Below are 18,905 nucleotides of genomic sequence, written 5' to 3' on the forward strand. Positions count from 1 at the left end.
AACTCCTGTCCTCACTCAGTTATACCTACCTAATAGGATAGAGAACTAGATGCACATGCAATTGTGAGCTCTTTCTGGAAGTGTATCCTCCCAATAAGCAGGCTAAGAGCCCGCTTCATCCGCCAAAAGAGGCGTTGGTGCACGACTGATTCCCTGATCCGGTTTTGCCTGTTTCCCAGCAGCCTCAGAGGCGGCCCCCTGACGCTCTGCACCATCTCCATCAAAGAGTCTCTCAAAACGCATTTGAGGGGCAGCCCAGTCACCGCTGATGCGATAACTCACACTGGCCATCTTCTTCACCTGCTTTTTAAACGCTTTACTAATGAGATAAACGCCTGCCGCAGCCGGCAATCCCCCAGCAAGAGCGGCAACCAGGGCTAGGTTGTTACTTACTGGCAAAGTCGCCACCAGGGTCAAATCCAAATCTTCCCGCAATAAATTGACCCTTCCCGCCATCTGCAGCTCACTGGTTGGCCCCTCAACCTGAATAGGCACTGCAATCAACAATTGCCCATCCCCTTCAAACACGACCTCTCCTCGCACCCGGTCGAATGCCATACCACTCTTATAAAGGTCGGAGAAATCCAAGCGCAAGCGGCGCGCCCAGGTATCGAAATTAAACAGCGATAACAACCGCAAGACCGTTGAGCCAGCAGTACCGGTGGAACGAAGGAAGCGGCCATCACGAATATCTATTTTCAAATCTCCGGAGAGCAAACTACCCTTGGCCATGGCCGGAGACCCATCCCAGCGCAAGGCTGTATCAAAGGTCGCAGACTTACTTTCAATAAGCGGTTCATGCCCCATCTCACGCTGAATATCAGCGAGATCATCGGCTGCCAGGCGCCCAATAAATTGAGAGGAATTATTGCCCTCCGCATCGCGCATCCACATCAATTGCGCTCCCAAGGCTTTTTCACCACCACCACGTCCCTGCAGATGAAACCCGCGGACACTACCGCGAATATCGCTTAGAACCAGGCGGTCTTCGGATGGCCGAACTTCAAAAGACCAGCGCCCGAGCTCCTCACCCCCCACTCGCAGGCTTTCCGTGCTGAAATCCAGAGCTGGCAGCGTCTGAAAATTAAAATCTGCCCAGGGGTCCAACAACTCTTCCGCAAAGGGCTGCTCAGCCAATGTAGCGCCGGAAATAGTCTGCCTTTCTTCAGGAGCAGGAAGGCGTAAATGCGCCAACTTTAAACGCAGAGGTTTTTGCCCACCGAGCGTTCCCGAAAGTCTTCCCGCCGCCATTTCACTATCAAAATCTAACTGCCACTTTGAACCCACTCCTCCACCAGTGACATGAATATGCTCAATAGCCACTGTGCCCAATTGCAGGCTATCCGTGCTTAGGTCGAGACTAATCGGCAGTGGACTGGAAACATTGTCAGTTGTCTGTCCACTTTGGGGAAGTGCAGTCAGGCCATCCAGGTTGCTTGCTTGCACCTTATGAAGCAGTGATGGTGCTTGTTCGGGCCGAGCGGATGACTCTTCGACAACCGATGAGTCATCTTGGTAAACGCCCAATAGCTTTTCCCAGCGGGGTAAATCAACATTGGAAATGTCGCCAAGGATACTCACCCCTCTTTCTTCAGGTAATTTTGCCTCGGCATTGAGCGCAATAGCCGCTCGCTCAAGAGCTCCGTCCACCAGCCAAAACTGCCCTTGCAGGTGCTCACCGTAGTTCAGGTGAAATAAGCTGCCCTGATCACCAATGGGAGCTCGCAATACAAAATTCGTTTTACTTTCAGAGGGCTTAGCCAGGGGCTCCGGAAGGTTTACCGCCACACCAGCAAGATTTGAGGTCAGCTCGAAAACTGCAGCATAGGGAGCCTCTTTGGATTTTGCTGGGATGGTAATAAGTGCCTGGTAACCCATGGTACCTTCAAGCCATCTCAGCTCAGGACGCTGGCTCCAGCTGTAGATCGACTCAGTACTGGCACTGCCATCCACAACCACCTGCGTATCGCGCGCATCGGCATCACCTATATGACGTATGCTCGCATTTATTGGCCGCCCCCAGAGCTGACCTTTCAGCTCAGTACCTTCGAGGCCAGTATCGCTGTCAAAAATGACATCACCAGCCAGAGCCTCAGCATGCAAGCGCAGATTTTGCAGCTGTAAATCACCACGACTCAACTGCAATTCAATTCTTTGAGCTGGTGATACTGAAGCACCACCCAGGGGCTGAGTGAGGTTCAGCTGTCCGTGAATATCTCCCGACAACAACCACTCATCAAAAGCATTGCCAAGCTGTTTGCGCAAAGGAGATTCGCGCAACAAGCGCAAACCATCAGCAGCCGGGCCCTGAAGCTGGGCGGTCACATCCAGACGTGAGCCTTTATCTCTTTGTGGGGTTACTTCCACTAATACTTTATGCGCATCCACTCCCCAAACACGGGCCTTGTCTGCGCTGACAGAAACATTGCCATCATCCAGCCTGAGGAGGCCATCAACAGACTGAACCTTAGGCCACTCGTCTGCATACTTAAGATTGGCGCCAGAAAAGTCTGCAGCCAACTGTACTGTTTGACGCTTATTGTGAGCCCCCAGCGCGCGTAGAGACTCATCTTTGCCATTTTTGCGATAACTGCTGCCACGGTAAATAAATGCGGCAGTCTCAACCCGACCGGGATTTCCGTTGCCCAGCCCCTCATTCAACCAACTGCGTAAGTCTTCACTGACATTTTTCGGCACCAGTTTCTCTTGAACGCCAACGTCCGTATCACGCAGAGAAAGCGACAGGAGTAAATCCGTTGGACGGCTCTGAGGACGGAAAGGCAGGGACAACAAAAACTGCCCGCCAACTTCGCCCAGATTTCCATCTAATAGCAAAGGGCCAGAGAAGACATTGATTTCATTCGAATCTTTACTAAGGCTCCAGGCCAAAGTACCGCTGGCTTGCTCAAAAGAGAATGCCTCGGAGTAAAGATTTGGAAACCCTGCTTGCAAGTTCGAGCCATCCAATTCCACCCGGCCATCGTTACCGGCAAACTCCATGTAGCCACTCAAGCCGGCCACTGATGGCGCACCGCGGAATGCCTGCGTGCTGATATTGTGCAAATTGGCACTCAGGCTCACCGCATCTTGTGCTTCTTTGCGCAGCTGCAAGCGTCGCAACTGGCCCGAAGGCTTCAGGGACGTCAACCACTCGCCTGCAGGACCCTGCAAAACATCCAACCGAGTGAGAATATCGCTCCATCCCGCTAAATCGATCACATCTGCGGACAGTGCTACTCCCTGAAGGTCGTTACTAACCTGCAGGTTTAGCGGCGGCATCTGCAAGCCCTGCCAATCAATTTGGGTATCCTGTAAAGCCAAACGCCAATGTTCACCGGGCAGCCAGCGACCAGAAATATCTCCAGAAAGCGCCCGTAAAGGTGCCATTATGTGATCTCTGTTTTGTACCAGATCACTACTTTCATGCTGACTTTTACCCTGACTGCTTTTCTCCGGCGCCTCTTCTGGCTGATCCAAGTTTGATACCTGAGCAAGGTCTACTCGTCCGACCAACCGATAACCACTGCTCGCATCGCTGTGCAGCCACAGGCGTCCATCCGCCCACTTGCGCCCATTCCAATGAAATCGGTCGGGTAGCGGGGTCAGCTGATGGAGTAGTGACACAATATCCTGGTCCAACAGCAGCTCATTAAGCTGCATATAACCTCGCAGTGAAAATTGTTTTTTATTGCGCGGGTTACCACGCCCCTCCAGCACCAGGCGGAGAGTCTCAGTGTTGCTAGCCTGCTCTTCGCCTTCGCGGGAGATAAAAGCGCGGGCCGTAAGACGATGAAAATCACCTCGGTTTTCCAGAGAAATTTGTGGCAAGTTGAGCTCGGCAACCTGCTCATCAGGCAGCCTGACAGTGATTGCCGCATCGCTAATCCAGACCTTGGGGCTCAACTGGAAAAGTTGTGCCGGGTCCGCTGCCTTGGGATTGGACACAACCCTGCCGTCAGGCTTTAGGGAGATATCGGGGAAGCCGTCCAGACGCCACTCGCCCTGCTCATCTCGGCTGAGTCCAGCCGAAAAGGCATGCATTTGCAGATCTTTCCACACCAACTCACGATTCCATAGGCTGGCGAGCAAATCCAGTTGGAACAGGCCGTGTCCCATACGCAACTCGCCCTTCTGCCCAAGGCGTAGGCCATCGAGCTGTAATGAGACTTGCAGAGCTTCCCAGCGCAAGGAGATACGATCCATCTGTACCGGAACCCCCAGCTGACCGCTGAGCCAGCGGCTGATCTGCGGGCGATATTCCTCAACTTGAGGCGATAGCAGGCGCCCGGTTTGTACAAGGATTGCCAGGGCAATCACCAAGCTTACCGATAACAGCCAAAACTTTCGCGCAAGCCAGCGCAATAAGATCATCATCACCCCCACTCTTCCACGGTGCTGTCGTAGGCATCGCAACGACCAGCATCGAAAAACTGCGAGGAGGCTAATAATGATTTACACAAGAACAATGTCGTACTGCTCCTGATTGTAAATGGGCTCTACTTGGAACTGTATGGGCCTGCGAATAAATTCCTCCAGATCGGCGACATTCGCCGACTCTTCATCCAGCAGCAGATCGATTACCACCTGACTGGCCAAAACCATGATTTTTTCACTATCGTAGGCGCGCGCCTCACGGATAATTTCCCGGAAGATCTCAAAGCAAACTGTTTCCGCACTCTTTAAAGTGCCGCGCCCCTCGCACACAGGGCAGGGCTCGCACAGGATTTGCCCTAGAGATTCCCGCGTGCGCTTGCGGGTCATCTCTACCAAACCGAGTTCGGAAACCCCGGTAATACTCGACTTAGCGTGATCCCGCTCGAGAGCCTTCTCCAGGGTGCGCAATACCTGACGTTGATGCTCAGGGTCTTTCATGTCGATAAAATCGATAATGATGATTCCCCCGAGGTTGCGCAGGCGCAGCTGGCGGGCGATTGCCGTTGCCGCCTCCAAATTCGTCTTGAAGATAGTCTCTTCCAGGTTGCGATGACCTACAAATGCGCCGGTATTGACGTCAATAGTACTCATCGCCTCGGTTTGCTCGACAATTAAATACCCCCCGGACTTTAGCGTCACCTTATGCTGTAGGGCGCGGCGAATTTCCTCCTCAACCCCATACAGATCAAACAGGGGACGCTCACCGGGGTAGTGCTCGAGTCGTCCAGCTATTTCTGGTGCATACTTGCCTGCAAATTCTGCCGCGCGACCGTGCGCCTCGCGGGAGTCTATACGAATCTTCTCGGTATAAGGGCGCGCAAGATCACGTAGGGCACGCATAAATAGCGGCAAATCCTCGTAAATTACAGAGGGCACTACCCGCTCCTTGATGCGCTGCTCCAACTCCCCCCAAAGTTTGTAAAGAAAGGGGATATCCCGTAGCAACTCCTCCTCGCTAACACCCTCAGCCACGGTGCGCAAAATAAAGCCTCCATCAGCGGAAAGGCCATCTTCGGCGAGACGTGACGAGGCGGCCTCCACCAGCTGACGCAAACGCTCGCGCTCGCCCTCATCCTCGATGCGATTGGAGATCCCGATATGACGGGTTTGCGGCATATAGACGAGATAGCGGGCAGATACTGACAAGTGGGTGGTCAGTCTCGCGCCTTTACTGCTAATAGGATCTTTTACTACCTGAACGACCAGGGGCTGCCCCTCCCGCACAAGAGCGCGAATATCAGCAACTTCAGCATCCCTGGACTCCATCCCATCATCATCCAGGGGGGCGATATCAGAGGCATGGATAAACCCGGCGCGCTCCAGGCCAATATCCACAAAAGCCGCCTGCATCCCCGGCAATACCCGAATCACCTTGCCCTTATAGATATTGCCAACAATGCCCCGACGCGCACTGCGCTCCAGGTAGACCTCCTGTAGCACACCATTTTCTACCAGTGCCACTCGGGTCTCTGTTGGGGCAACATTGATCAGCAATTCTTCACTCAAGACTTGGCCTCCTGCCAGTAAGAAATCCCGGCCTGTTCCAGCATCGGAACTAACGCCTCCAAGGGCAGGCCAACCACATTGCTATAACTGCCGCTGATAGACTCCACTAACGCGGCTCCCATTCCCTGAATACCGTATCCTCCAGCTTTATCGGCGGGCTCACCGGTGTGCCAATAGTCTTGAATACTCTGGACTGATAACTGGCGAAAGCGCACCCGGGTTTCCACCAGACAGCTGAATTGCCTGTGCTGACTGCGAAGACAAATCGCAGTCAGCACAGAATGCTCTCTGCCCGATAGGGCCGACATCATGGACTCAAAGTCAGTAAAATCCCGCGGTTTCTCCAGGAGACGCTCACCACAAAGTACGACTGTATCGGCCCCCAGGGCCCAGAGCCCGGCCTGTTCTGGTGTCGCCAATAACCCAGCCACAGATTTTTCCTGCGCCAAGCGCTGAATATATTCTTGGGGAGTCTCTAAAGCTTCTTTCTGCTCAGGCACCGAGGGCGGGCATTGGGAAAACACAACGCCTATTTGCTCCAGCAATTCGGCTCGACGTGGCGACCCCGAAGCAAGAAGAAGACGGTTCGAAGAGGTGATATTTGTCACTGTACTACATATTCCCTGTGGGTCAGCGGCTGATTATAGCGATACTGATCGAAAAATGATCAGAATTTTACATTGATTTACAGACTGACGAGACGCTCAACGAACCTGCAGCCGACTGCAGAGGCGATGCAATAGCGGAGCAACCCAAGGCCATAGCAGGGCCGTGGTGAGTGCCGGCCATAAGAAAGTCAGGCCGGGAACAGTTTTTCCCTCCAAACCATGTACCCAGTTACCCACAACCTGGTGGATACCCACCAAAACAAACACCCATAGAAGCTGCTGAGCTGGATTAAAGGCCCTGGTACGCTGGTAGGTTAATAGGCTGAAATAGGCCAAAACTGCCAGAGCCAATGCATGGGTACCGAGACTGGCTCCGCTGATCAGATCTTCCAGGATACCCACCAGCCAGGCAAAACCAACGCCCAAGGCCTGAGGCATACGAGTAACCCAGAAAATAACCAATAGGGCCGGAAACGCTGGTCGGAACCACAGCCACTGCTGTGGTAAAGGCATAACCACAAGTAACATCGAGAGAAAGAGCGTGAGCGTGATAAACCAGCGATTATTCGCTTGCAAGGCCCTGCCCCCCACTCCCGATTACCGCCAAAACAAAGCGGCTGCGACTCATACGCCCGCGCGGGAGCACTTCCGCCTCGGCAAATGGTTGACCCGGGTCTCGGGAGATCGACATAACCTCGCCCACTGGGTAGCCTGCGGGAAAACGTCCACCGAGACCGGAACTGAGTAGCAGATCACCCTCGCGGATATCGCTGGTATTCGCAAGATGCCTGAGCTTGAGGCGATAGAGGTCACCGGTGCCCTCAACGACGGCACGCATACTGTTGCGTAACACTTGGACAGGAATTGCGTGGCTGGAATCAGTGATCAGGAGAATCCGGCTGAACGCATCCCCAGCCTCAATCACCTGCCCGAGCAAACCACTCGCATCCATCACCGGTGTGCCCACATCAATACCATGATCGCGCCCTTTATCGATCAACAGCACATGCTCAAGGGGGTCCGGTGAGACACCGATAACCTGGGCCACCAGCACTCGGTCATCAACCATTTCTGCCGAATTCATCAGCTCCTTCAAACGCGTATTTTCCGCCTTGACCGCAGCCAATAATTGGCTGCGCTGCTCCAACAGCAATACTTGACGCTTGAGACGGTCATTTTCTTCAAGCAGCTCCTCGCGGGAGCGAAACTGCTCCCCAGCCCAATCGCCAACACGCTCTGGAGCACCAGTGATCCAGTAAAGAGGCGCTGTAACACTAGAAAGACGCTCGCGAGTAGACTGGAACCAATTGGTGTAGTGGTCTGCAACAATCAAGGCGATTGCTAGCGGCACCAATAATAGAAGGCGGAACTCAGGGGAGGGGCCGCGGGTAAAAAGCGGTTTCAAGGGCAGCCACCTTTGTACAGGTCAATGATTATTGATCTCACAATATATCGGATGTCACTGAAACGTGAAACTAACCGCCGGCAGGGCTACCTCACTAATTGTTAGGAAAACCCGCCAGCTTCAATCCACTCAGTTGGACATCAGGTACAAACGGCTGCGATCCAACATATCCAGGGCCTTGCCACCACCGCGGGCAACACAGGTAAGGGGATCATCAGCAACGATCACTGGCAGACCTGACTCCTCCATCAGCAGGCGATCCAGGTCCCGCAGCAAGGCTCCACCGCCGGTTAATACCATGCCGCGCTCAGCGATATCCGAAGCCAGCTCGGGGGGAGATTGCTCAAGGGCACTTTTCACCGCTTGTACAATACCAGTTAGCGGCTCTTGTAAGGCCTCAAGAATTTCATCGGAATTCAAGGTAAAACTACGGGGCACCCCTTCCGCCAAGTTTCGGCCGCGTACATCGATCTCACGAACTTCACTGCCCGCGTAGGCACAGCCAATTTCTTCCTTAATACGCTCAGCAGTAGCATCACCGATTACGCTACCGTAGTTGCGGCGTACATAGTTGACGATGGCTTCATCAAAACGGTCGCCACCAATGCGCACAGAGTCGGAGTAGACCACGCCATTGAGGGAGATAATAGCAATCTCAGTCGTACCACCACCGATATCCACCACCATTGAACCGCTGGCCTCCTCCACGTTCAGGCCAGCACCAATCGCCGCCGCCATCGGCTCTTCGATCAGGGATACTTCGCGGGCACCGGCACCCAAAGCAGATTCGCGAATTGCACGACGCTCCACTTCGGTGGACTGACAGGGTACGCATACCAGCACACGGGGACTTGGGCGCATCCAGCTGTTTTCATGCACTTTCTTGATAAAGTGCTGCAACATTTTTTCAGTCACTTGGAAATCGGCAATCACCCCGTCCTTCAGTGGGCGAATCGCTGTGATATTACCGGGGGTGCGGCCGAGCATACGTTTGGCTTCCACTCCAACTGCCTCAACGATTTTCTGGCCATTGTAGTGACGGATTGCGACGACAGAGGGCTCGTCGAGTACTACGCCGCGATCGCGAACGTAAATCAGCGTATTGGCGGTTCCCAGGTCAATGGAGAGGTCACTGGAGAACATGCCCCGCAAGCGTTTAAACATGGAATTCGATTACCTTGTACTAATTGTCAGCCCCCAGATCGGGCACTGCGGGCGCGGCTTATTTTATGGATACAAATCCTAGTTAGTCCGCGCAAATAATTCTGAGTTCCGAGCCGCATTTCGAATCGGAATTTACGCAATACGCCGGAGTCTCTGAGCGCCCGGCAGGATTGAGCAAACTCTAACAACGGCACCGGTTCAGGGCAAGGCTGAAGCCCGGCTAATCGATTGCAGATTTCCCCCTACAGCTGAGCCGGTGAGAATAGCGGCCTATTGTGCTAAATTTGCCGGCCCTGCCCCGTCCTTATACGGAGCAACCCAGATTCGCAACTGAAGCCGGAGGAGCTCTATTGCCATGGCTGTGGATACGCAAACCGTAGAGAAGCTGGCGGAACTCGCTCGCATCGCCATATCCGAAGAAACCATTGAGGAAGTCAGCGGCCGCCTCGGCGATATTCTTCAACTGGTGGACCAGTTACAGGCCGTCAACACCGATGGGGTCGTACCCATGGCGCACCCACTTGATGAAGTGCAGACCCTGCGAGCCGACAAGGTAACAGAGACTGACCAGCACCAGAGTTTCCTGAACTTGGCCCCCCAATCTGAAGAAGGGCTTTATCTAGTCCCCAAAGTCATCGACTGAACAGGCCCCCAGGCAAGCACCCAATTATTCGATTTCGCCCTGAGCCCGCCCAAAGCCTTTAAGGGAATAACATGCACCAGCTTACTATCGCCGAGATGATCCGCGGCCTGCAGAGCAAGGCATTCTCCAGTATGGAGTTAACTCGCCATCTACTTGCACGAATCCAACAACTAGACAGCAGCTATAACAGCTTTATTACCGTAACCGAAGAACTCGCCCTATCGCAGGCCGAAGCCGCCGATCAACGTATTGCCAAAGGCGAAGCACCCACCCTGTGCGGAGTGCCAGTTGCTCATAAAGACATCATCTGCACCAATGGCATACGCACCAGTTGTGCTTCAAAGATGTTGGACAATTTTATTCCGCCTTACGATGCCACCATAGTGGAAAACCTCAACGGCGCCGGCACCGTAACTCTGGGCAAAACCAATATGGATGAGTTCGCCATGGGCTCCTCCAACGAAAGCAGCTATTACGGCCCAGTAAAAAACCCCTGGAATACCCGTTGTGTACCGGGCGGCTCATCCGGAGGTTCCGCTGCAGCAGTAGCGGCGCTGCTAGTACCTGGAGCCACGGCCACAGATACCGGCGGCTCCATTCGACAACCCGCCGCATTGACCAATACCACCGGCCTTAAACCTACATACGGCCGTGTATCCCGCTGGGGTATTGTCGCCTATGCTTCCAGCTTGGATCAGGCAGGCCCTATTGCACGCAATGCTGAGGATGCCGCTTATCTGTTGTCTGCTATGGTCAGCCACGACCCAAAAGATTCCACCAGCCTGAACCGTCCGCATGAAGACTTCACCGCGGGACTGAGCGACTCTATCGCCGGCCTCAAAATCGGAGTCCCTAAAGAATACTTTGGGGAAGGCTTGAATGCTGAAACAGCCGCCCGCGTACAAGATGCCCTTAAGGAGTTTGAAAAACTCGGGGCCGAGCTGGTGGATATCAGTCTGCCACATACTGAGTTGGCTATTCCGGCTTACTACGTCATAGCCCCAGCCGAGGCCTCCGCCAACCTATCCCGCTTCGACGGGGTGCGCTATGGCCATCGCTGTGAAAACCCCAAAGATTTACGAGATTTATATATGCGCTCCCGCGGTGAGGGCTTTGGCGAAGAAGTCCAGCGCCGCATTCTGGTTGGCTCCTACGCGCTATCCGCTGGCTATTACGATGCTTATTACAACAAGGCCCAGCAGGTGCGCCGACTGATCAAGCAGGATTTTGTACAGGCCTTTGAAAAAGTCGATGTCATTATGGGGCCTACCACACCCTCCCCTGCGTTTGAGCTGGGAGCCAAGGGGGCTGATCCGGTAGCCATGTACCTGGAAGATATCTATACCATCGCCACCAATTTGGCGGGCCTACCAGGCATGTCTATCCCCTGTGGATTGGTAAACAATTTGCCTGTAGGACTTCAGATTACCGGTAACTATCTGGACGAATCCCGCATGCTCAATGTTGCGCATCAATACCAACAGGTTACCGACTGGCACCAAGCCAGCGCCGTATAAGGAGATCTATCGTGAAATGGGAAATCGTTATCGGGCTGGAAATTCACGTGCAGTTATCCACCCAATCCAAACTTTTTTCTGGCGCTAGTACCCGTTTCGGTGCGGCACCGAATAGCCAGGCCTGCGCCGTTGACTTGGCCATGCCCGGTACCCTGCCTGTCCCTAATGAGGAAGCCTTTCGTTATGCGGTTATGTTTGGCCTGGCGATGAATGCGGATATTGGTAAACGCTCTGTTTTTGAGCGTAAAAACTATTTTTACCCAGATCTCCCCAAAGGCTACCAGACAACCCAGTTGGAGCAACCTATCGTTGGGGCTGGCGAAGTTGAAATTCATCTAGAGGATGGCAGTAGTAAAAAAGTACGCTTGCACCACGCCCACCTAGAAGAAGATGCGGGCAAATCCTTGCATGAAGACTTCCACGGCATGTCTGGAATCGATTTAAACCGCGCGGGCACACCTCTGATAGAAATTGTCTCAGAGCCCGATATGCGCAGCGCCGCCGAAGCGGTTGCCTACCTGAAAAAAATCCACAGTATCGTCACCTATCTGGGCATCTCCGATGGAGATATGTCTCAAGGCTCTCTCCGCTGTGATGCCAACGTCTCTGTGCGATTAAAGGGAGAGGAAAAGCTGGGCACTCGCACCGAGCTTAAAAACATCAACTCCTTCCGCTTTGTTGAGCGAGCTATCAAAGTTGAAGCCGAGCGTCAGATCGATATTCTCGAAGATGGTGGCAGCATAGTGCAGGAAACCCGACTGTACGACGCGGATAAAAATGAAACCCGCTCCATGCGCAGTAAAGAAGTTGCCAATGACTATCGCTATTTCCCCTGCCCAGACCTACTACCCGTAGTACTCACCGATAACTATGTCGTGCAACTGCGTGAACTACTTCCTGAGCTGCCCGATGCCAAAGCCGAGCGCTTCCAGTCAGAGTACGGCTTATCTGCCTACGACGCTGACCAACTCACTCAGGAGCGCGCCAGCGCCGACTACTTTGAAACAGTATGCAAATCCTGCGGAGAACCAAAACTCACCGCTAACTGGATTACCGGTGAGTTAGCCGCACTGCTGAATCGTCAGGAAATCTCTATACAGGATTCCCCGGTTAGCGCCCAGCAACTCGCCGGCTTAATCATGCGTATCAAAGACAACACCATCTCCAGCAAGATTGCCAAACAGGTTTTTGAAGCTATGGCACAGGGAGAGGGTAGTGCGGATGAGGTTATCGAAAAGCGTGGTCTCAAGCAGGTATCTGATACCGGCGCCATAGAAGAGATGGTAGAGGCAGTTATTGCTGCAAGCAGCGTACAAGTAGATAACTACTGCAAAGCCGACGAATCCAAGCGGCCCAAGATGATGGGCTATTTTGTCGGCCAAATCATGAAAGCCTCGAAGGGTCAGGCGAATCCACAGATGATCAACAAGATCCTCAAGGATAAGCTCGACGCTCTCCTTTAAACCTTTTTAACCTGCGGCCAGGTTCAATCTACCTGGCTTCTTTCACTTAACTAAGGAAAAGATTTTGAGCCTAAAAAAAGACAAACAAAAAGTCCTCGGTGAAGTATTTGACGAGGAGCGAATTGCCGGTTTTCTGGTGGGGGAAGCACCAAAAAATACCAACCGGGATTTCCATTTACTTGAACGCGCCTACCGCAGTATGAAAGCGGAGAGTTTTGCCACTTTTGTACAACTATTTCTCGCCGAAGGTCATGACCTCAACAGTATGGATCCGGATGGAAAAACCTTATTAACCCGCATTAGTGAACACCGCCAGAGCAGCGAGTACATAGAAATACTAAAAGCCGCCGGTGCTAAACACTGATTGGCCGCCGCGCACCTGCGAGAGGTAACTTTATGACTTCAAATCCAGTCCATGGTATTGACGCGCTAATGCGCGGCGCCCGCCTATTAACCAAGCGTGAACTACGCCCCTTTATCCTGGTCCCCCTGCTGATCAACCTAGTGTTATTTATCGTGATCAGCGGCATCATGATTACCCAACTCGGCGGTCTCAGTGAGTTTATCAGCAGTCTGCTGTCACACACCCCAGTGGACACTACCAATATGTCCTGGTGGGAAGCCGTGATGGCCAAAGGTGCCGCCTGGACCGCCAGCGTTTTTCGTTGGCTCGCCTGGATCATTGCAATTCTGGTGTTGTTTTTATTTTTCCTCGCCTATGGCTATTTGTTTGGGATAATCACCAATATTATTGCGGCCCCTTTTAATGGCCTCCTGGCCGAGAAAGTTGAAGAACTTCTCACCGGTAAAGCACCTCCTGCTGAACCAATGATACAGATGGTATGGCGCACACTGGGACGGGAACTGCGCAAGTTAGGTTATTTTATTTTCTGGGGAGTGATCATTTTTCTGATATCCACAGTAACCAGCTGGACCATAATTATCCCTGCCGTATTAGCTGCAGTTTGGGGTGCCTGGTGTATGGCAATACAATACGTTGACTACCCTCTCGATAACCACCAGCGTCCTTTTGACGAACTAAAGAGCGTACTACGCAGGCGCAAACTAACCAGCCTCGCCTTTGGTGGAAGCGTAATGCTGGCCAAGATGGTGCCCATTTTGAATATCTTCGTAATGCCTGCGGCAGTGGCAGGGGGTACCGCACTCTGGGTAGAGCGACTGCGCAGGGAGGGAGATCCTGGCACAAACTCTCACCAATACCCAGCCTAGATAGAAACAAGGTAATTGTCTGTCTCTTGATCTCTAGATGAATGCTTCTTTGACTCCAGTGAGTGGCAGAATGAGTCTGCTTCTCACTAAAAATGCATCACACTGGCTAGGCAGTTACTCACCCACCTAATTATTAGTACAAGCGTTAATGAATATCCTAATGATTACCAATGAATTCCCACCCTCCATCGGTGGGGTTCAGACTCATGTGCTCGAACTCTCTAGAGCGCTTGCCAAGCTTAATCACTCAGTACACGTACTGACCAGAAAGCCTTATGAGAACACTCCCGAAACTGACTGCTTTGACGATGTAACTGTTGAGCGCCTGAAGTTGCCAGACAGTCACCTACTCTACGACTGGCTATTACGCAGAAAAATTCACCAACAAGTACGTGAACGTAAAGTTGACATTGTGCATGTGCACGGCATGCGTCCTTTAAATGCCTGCAAGGGGCTAGATGTTCCCGTTATTTTCACCAATCACACCTCCTCATTTGTCAAAAGAGCACAAAAAGGGAAGAAAGCGCTCAAGAAGATGCGCAAACAATTGGATATTACTTCTAGCATACTTGCTGTCAGTGAAACCCTTATTGCCAACACTAGAGAAACGGGTTACCAAAAACCGATAAGCTTTACCTGTAATGGTGTAGATACTTCTGTATTTCATCCGGGAGAATCCTCCCTCAGAGAACAATTATCGATTCCAGAAAGTGCTTATGTTATTGCTATCGGCTGCCGACTCGAACGGGTAAAAGGTGTGCGTTTTTTGGCTGCGGCAGTTGCAGCGATTGATGACCCCCAACTATATCTGGTTGTTGCTGGCGAGGGTAAAGAGTCAGCAGAAATTAAAGAGTTACTAAAAGATAAAATAAGCTCAGGACACGCACACTTTCTCGGTAATGTCAGCAACAAGGAGATGTCAAACATTTACCGCGCCGCAAACGCCTCTTCGCTGCCTTCTTTTATGGAGGGAATGAGTATCGCCGGCCTGGAGGCAATGGCCTCGGGACTCCCCCTGATAGCCTCAAATGTTGGCGGCACGCCTTATATTGTCAACGATGGCATTACAGGCATTTTGACAAGGCCTGGCTCTGTGGAAGATCTACAAGGAGCCATTAAGCAACTAATGAATGACCGAAATTTGAATAATCGCATGGGGAATGCCGCGCTTGCCGTGGTACAAGAGAAATTCAGCTGGGAGAAAGTTGCCAACCAAGTACTCACTCACTATAAACAGTTGACTCGCAAATAGAAAACCAGCTGGTATAAGAAAGCACTTTTAGTAGAAATCAGCTGCGAAGAGACCACAACCGGGGCACATCAACTGGCTTATCCTTAATTACGGGGGACAAGCATCTCATAATTCCTTCAAGCTCACGTAATAACAATGGGTTTTCGAGGTACTCTCCCATCAGGCTTTGCAGAGATTCTCTTAACAGAGCATCGCGCAACTGTTGGGGATGCCTCACACCGGCAGATAGAATCTGCGGTAACCAAGAGGATAAATCCTGCAGGGTTAAATAGTCATTTCCCTCTTCGGGATATCCAGAAAAATCATCACTAAATGCCAAACCCGAAGAATGTTTGAGGAAATGACTATTAAGCGATTTATTACAGCACTCAAATCGTCTAAAGAAGCGCTCTGCCTCAACTTTTGCAGGGAAAGGCTCTGAAACTTCCAACCTCATCATCGGCTTGATTTTTTTAATCTCCGACTTAGAAACGCCAAGCTCTATTAGCTTATTAGTTAACAGAAATTCCTTTCGACCGACTCCCTCATTCACACGAACAGATGGGATGCAAAAATTCACTCCAAGCAATGAGCAAAAATCACTAACCACATCGCCTTCACGCAAGAACTCAGCAGAGAAATCCCGCACATTCAGGGCAGTTCCCCCAAAAACTGCAGCCCATATTTTTAACTTTGAAAAATAGTCAAAATACACCATTAAGTCAGTATTGAGATGTGGGAAAGCACCTTCGCAATGCCCAAATAACAAGCTGGAGGGGCTGACATCAGGTGCTGCCGCCCGTGCAGCCTGCCTTTTAAATGAGAATGCCTGTAAATCCTGCCGTCGCAAATAAACAACGACTTGGCAGCGGTCAAAAAATCTTCGACACTCCTTGTAGAGACTGTCAATATCTTCAAACGTATGCAGAAAACAAAGGTGCTCCGCAGACACAACGACATTATCACCGCGACTTGATGCCAGTAAGTCACTAAGCCGCCGGTTCAGACGATAGGACATTCGACCATTTTTTTTCTGGAAATCGACAGTACGAGAGGAACTCCCCTTTTTCCCCAAGGAAAGAAACTCTATACCTTTTGAACTTAATAGTTTGGTGGATTGTTTTAGAGCAAGCTGCAGTGCACTAGAGCCAGTTTTATGAAAACCGATATGAAGGAAGAGAGTTCGCATTCGAATACTTTTTGATTTTACATAGGTAAAAAAACATCCGAATGCAAGGCTGCGTCAAACATCTGAACAAATGAGGCAGCCCACGGAGTGAAAATCCCAACAACAGGAAAAATCTATACCAGTGTAGTTCAAGGATAGAAAAGGGAGGTCAGAAGAGGGAAAAAGGCAAAAACTGATGCACTCATTACTTATTGAGTAGATAAGGTATGTTTCCAATTACTAGAAACGCCAATAGGCCTTTAGCGGCCTATTAGCTTAAATGGAGTCAATGGCGAGAACGCCCCCGGCCACCACCGCGACGGTTACCGTGCCCTCCACGATGGTCCCTATCACCACCACTGCGACGCACTTCGACTCTCGGGGGCTCCTGTAGTAGCTCTTCGGGTGGGACTTCACATTTGAGCTTCTGTCCCAGTAACTGCTCGATCGGCTCCAGACGCATAGCATCATCTTCACAGGCAAAGCTGATCGATGTTCCAGTCTTGCCAGCACGACCGGTGCGGCCGATGCGATGAACGTAATCCTCAGGCTCTTCAGGAAGCGTGAAGTTCACCACATGACTAATGCCATCGATATGGATACCGCGCCCGGCGACATCCGTGGCTACCAACACCTTGGTTTTACCCGACTTGAAGTCGTCGAGAGTGCGTACACGCTTGTTCTGTGCCACTTCGCCGGAGAGTAGACCGGCGGAAATGCCGTGGGCGAGCAGGTGTTCATGCAAGCGGCGACACTGGTCGCGGCGGTTGGCAAAGACAATCAGGCTGTCCACCTCATCTCGCTGCAAAATATTGTAGAGGAGTGCGTACTTCTCCTCACTAGCGGCCAGATAGACATGCTGCTCGACGGAATCGGTAGCAACCCGTTCAGGTTCAATTTCTACCACTACCGGCTCTTCGGTCCATTGCTCCACTAAGTCATCGACTTCGGGGGTGAAGGTGGCAGAGAAAAACATGGTTTGGCGATGAGTCTTGCGAGGTGTCTGGCGTACAATCCTACGAACCTGGGGAATAAAGCCCATATCCAGCATGCGGTCGGCCTCGTCGATCACCAGCACTTCCACTTGATCCAGGAAGCAATCGCGGTTGCCGACAAAATCCAACAGGCGCCCCGGTGTCGCCACTAGAATATCCACTAATCGTTCATTCAGATTGCGCTGTTGCTTATCGTAATCCATCCCCCCCACCAGGGTATGGATTTCCAAGTCGGTGTATTTGCACAACGCCTTGGCATCATCGGCGATCTGCATTACCAACTCGCGAGTGGGAGCGATGATCAGGGCGCGGGCTTCACCGGCGTAGCGCTCACCATCAAAGGGATGACGCAACAGATCATCAATGACCGTAATTAGGAAAGCTGCGGTCTTGCCAGTGCCTGTCTGGGCCTTGCCCACCAGGTCGTGGCCATTCAGGGTGTGAGGTAGAGAATGGCCCTGGATTGGCGAGCAGTACTGGAAACCCAGGTCGTGAATACCGCGCATTAGCTCCGGCGGCAGGCCCAAGTCATGGAAGCGGACCTTGCCCTCTTGCTCTGGAACCTTGAAATCACCCAAGGACCAGGGCGTTGCCGAGGCCTCCGCCTTAGGAGAGCGAGAACGCTGACGTCCCCTCTGGGAACTTTTGCCGCCGCTCCGGCGCGAACCTCCCTCGCTCTGGCCAGACTTCCCCTCGGCTTTTTGGCCCCCACGAGGCTTTTTAGAGGGATTCTGGCCACTTTTACGCTGCTGGGAGTGCTCGTCTCCCTGGCGGGGAGTCTTCTCCTCAGAGGAGGAGGAACGGCGGAACAACTTTCCTATCAAGTGAAATACTCGCTCAAATGTTCAAATAATCGGCGAGTATACCACCACTCTAGGTGGATTCTCGCCCACTACAGTGGCGGCACAGCCAATAATCAATACTAAAGAAGCGCCCCGCCCCACTACATAACAGTGCCAACAACATAATGAAGTAGGTCGCAGAAAACTCTATGCCGTTCTTCAGAACAGTAAAACTACCCTTCTCGGATAACCACTCATAGTTGCCGTGCTCTTTTAGGAGTTCTATAGCCTTCTCTTTGCGAGTGATGGCTTCATCAATCAGGTCCTCGCGCCACTCCCAAGGAGCAACCAGAGTTTTATCAGGCAGGGCTGACCACCCATTCTCCCAGTGTGCGGTAAACGCCGCCACCGCCATCACAAACATTAAGGGGATCGCCACCAACCTAGTGGCAAACCCCAGTAGGATGGCAATACCACCAAAAAACTCCGTCAATGCCGCTGCCCAAGCCATAAACAGTGGTGCCGGCAGGCCAAGACCCCAGTCGGGGTTACCAAACCAAGCGGCCACACTATTGATATCCCCCATTTTATTGAGGCCCGCCAAAATAAAAATCGGCGCCAAATAAATCCGTAGTGCCAGAGGCCCGAGCCAGTCGATTTTCTGCACCCAATGCACAAAGCAGCCATACCAACGACCCAGGGTATTCATAACAGAACCATCCTTTTCACTCTCTTTTCAGTATATGTGTTCACTTTAGT

The 18,905-nt window shown here is 52.0% G+C and carries 15 protein-coding genes; 6 read left to right on the forward strand and 9 right to left on the reverse strand.

Annotated features, from left to right (window positions below):
• Positions 1–102: 102 nt before the first annotated feature.
• From MJO52_RS16180 to MJO52_RS16205, 6 genes are all read right to left on the reverse strand, one after another.
• Positions 103–4,374 carry a YhdP family protein gene (locus MJO52_RS16180; RefSeq protein ID WP_252083008.1) on the reverse strand — a complete coding sequence of 1,424 codons (4,272 nt, stop codon included), beginning with the start codon at positions 4,372–4,374 and terminating at the stop codon, positions 103–105.
• Positions 4,375–4,452: 78 nt separating this feature from the next.
• Positions 4,453–5,940 carry a ribonuclease G gene (gene rng, locus MJO52_RS16185; protein ID WP_252083009.1) on the reverse strand — a complete coding sequence of 496 codons (1,488 nt, stop codon included), beginning with the start codon at positions 5,938–5,940 and terminating at the stop codon, positions 4,453–4,455.
• Complete coding sequence (locus tag MJO52_RS16190) at positions 5,937–6,548, reverse strand: Maf family protein (RefSeq protein WP_252083010.1); 612 nt, start codon at positions 6,546–6,548, stop codon at positions 5,937–5,939. The genes rng and MJO52_RS16190 overlap by 4 nt, the downstream gene beginning before the upstream one ends.
• Positions 6,549–6,644: 96 nt before the next feature.
• On the reverse strand, positions 6,645–7,124 hold the full coding sequence (mreD, locus tag MJO52_RS16195) for a rod shape-determining protein MreD (protein ID WP_252083011.1): 480 nt from the start codon (positions 7,122–7,124) through the stop codon (positions 6,645–6,647).
• Positions 7,111–7,953, reverse strand: coding sequence for a rod shape-determining protein MreC (gene mreC / locus MJO52_RS16200; protein WP_252083012.1), 843 nt, complete (start codon positions 7,951–7,953; stop codon positions 7,111–7,113). Before mreC ends, mreD begins: the two co-directional genes overlap by 14 nt.
• Before the next feature lie 129 nt (positions 7,954–8,082).
• Positions 8,083–9,117, reverse strand: a complete 1,035-nt coding sequence (locus MJO52_RS16205; protein WP_020412569.1) for a rod shape-determining protein — start codon at positions 9,115–9,117, stop codon at positions 8,083–8,085.
• Positions 9,118–9,472: 355 nt separating this feature from the next.
• On the opposite strand from MJO52_RS16205, the gene gatC reads away from it, so the two are divergent.
• From gatC to MJO52_RS16235, 6 genes are all read left to right on the forward strand, one after another.
• A complete protein-coding gene (gene gatC, locus MJO52_RS16210; protein WP_252083013.1) occupies positions 9,473–9,760 on the forward strand; it encodes an Asp-tRNA(Asn)/Glu-tRNA(Gln) amidotransferase subunit GatC in 288 nt (95 codons plus the stop codon).
• A gap of 71 nt (positions 9,761–9,831) precedes the next feature.
• The gene (gatA, locus tag MJO52_RS16215; RefSeq protein WP_252083014.1) at positions 9,832–11,277 is read left to right on the forward strand and encodes an Asp-tRNA(Asn)/Glu-tRNA(Gln) amidotransferase subunit GatA; all 1,446 of its coding nucleotides are present in this window, start codon (positions 9,832–9,834) and stop codon (positions 11,275–11,277) included.
• Positions 11,278–11,288: 11 nt separating this feature from the next.
• Positions 11,289–12,740, forward strand: a complete 1,452-nt coding sequence (gene gatB, locus MJO52_RS16220) for an Asp-tRNA(Asn)/Glu-tRNA(Gln) amidotransferase subunit GatB (RefSeq protein ID WP_252083015.1) — start codon at positions 11,289–11,291, stop codon at positions 12,738–12,740.
• Positions 12,741–12,804: 64 nt separating this feature from the next.
• The gene (locus MJO52_RS16225) at positions 12,805–13,104 is read left to right on the forward strand and encodes a PA4642 family protein (RefSeq protein ID WP_252083016.1); all 300 of its coding nucleotides are present in this window, start codon (positions 12,805–12,807) and stop codon (positions 13,102–13,104) included.
• A gap of 32 nt (positions 13,105–13,136) precedes the next feature.
• The gene (gene cysZ / locus MJO52_RS16230; protein ID WP_252083017.1) at positions 13,137–13,970 is read left to right on the forward strand and encodes a sulfate transporter CysZ; all 834 of its coding nucleotides are present in this window, start codon (positions 13,137–13,139) and stop codon (positions 13,968–13,970) included.
• Between the two features lie 160 nt (positions 13,971–14,130).
• Complete coding sequence (locus MJO52_RS16235; RefSeq protein WP_252083018.1) at positions 14,131–15,222, forward strand: glycosyltransferase family 4 protein; 1,092 nt, start codon at positions 14,131–14,133, stop codon at positions 15,220–15,222.
• Between the two features lie 37 nt (positions 15,223–15,259).
• Here MJO52_RS16235 and MJO52_RS16240 read toward each other — a convergent pair whose 3' ends face one another.
• The 3 genes from MJO52_RS16240 to MJO52_RS16250 all read right to left on the reverse strand — a co-directional run bounded on the left by MJO52_RS16240 (position 15,260) and on the right by MJO52_RS16250 (position 18,855).
• On the reverse strand, positions 15,260–16,390 hold the full coding sequence (locus MJO52_RS16240) for a hypothetical protein (protein WP_252083019.1): 1,131 nt from the start codon (positions 16,388–16,390) through the stop codon (positions 15,260–15,262).
• A gap of 265 nt (positions 16,391–16,655) precedes the next feature.
• Positions 16,656–18,188 (reverse strand): ATP-dependent RNA helicase RhlB, encoded by a 1,533-nt coding sequence (gene rhlB, locus MJO52_RS16245; protein WP_252083020.1) that lies wholly within the window; start codon positions 18,186–18,188, stop codon positions 16,656–16,658.
• Between the two features lie 49 nt (positions 18,189–18,237).
• The gene (locus MJO52_RS16250; RefSeq protein ID WP_252083021.1) at positions 18,238–18,855 is read right to left on the reverse strand and encodes an HvfX family Cu-binding RiPP maturation protein; all 618 of its coding nucleotides are present in this window, start codon (positions 18,853–18,855) and stop codon (positions 18,238–18,240) included.
• Positions 18,856–18,905: the final 50 nt, after the last annotated feature.

It is taken from the genome of Microbulbifer variabilis (assembly GCF_023716485.1).
GTDB lineage: Bacteria > Pseudomonadota > Gammaproteobacteria > Pseudomonadales > Cellvibrionaceae > Microbulbifer > Microbulbifer variabilis_B.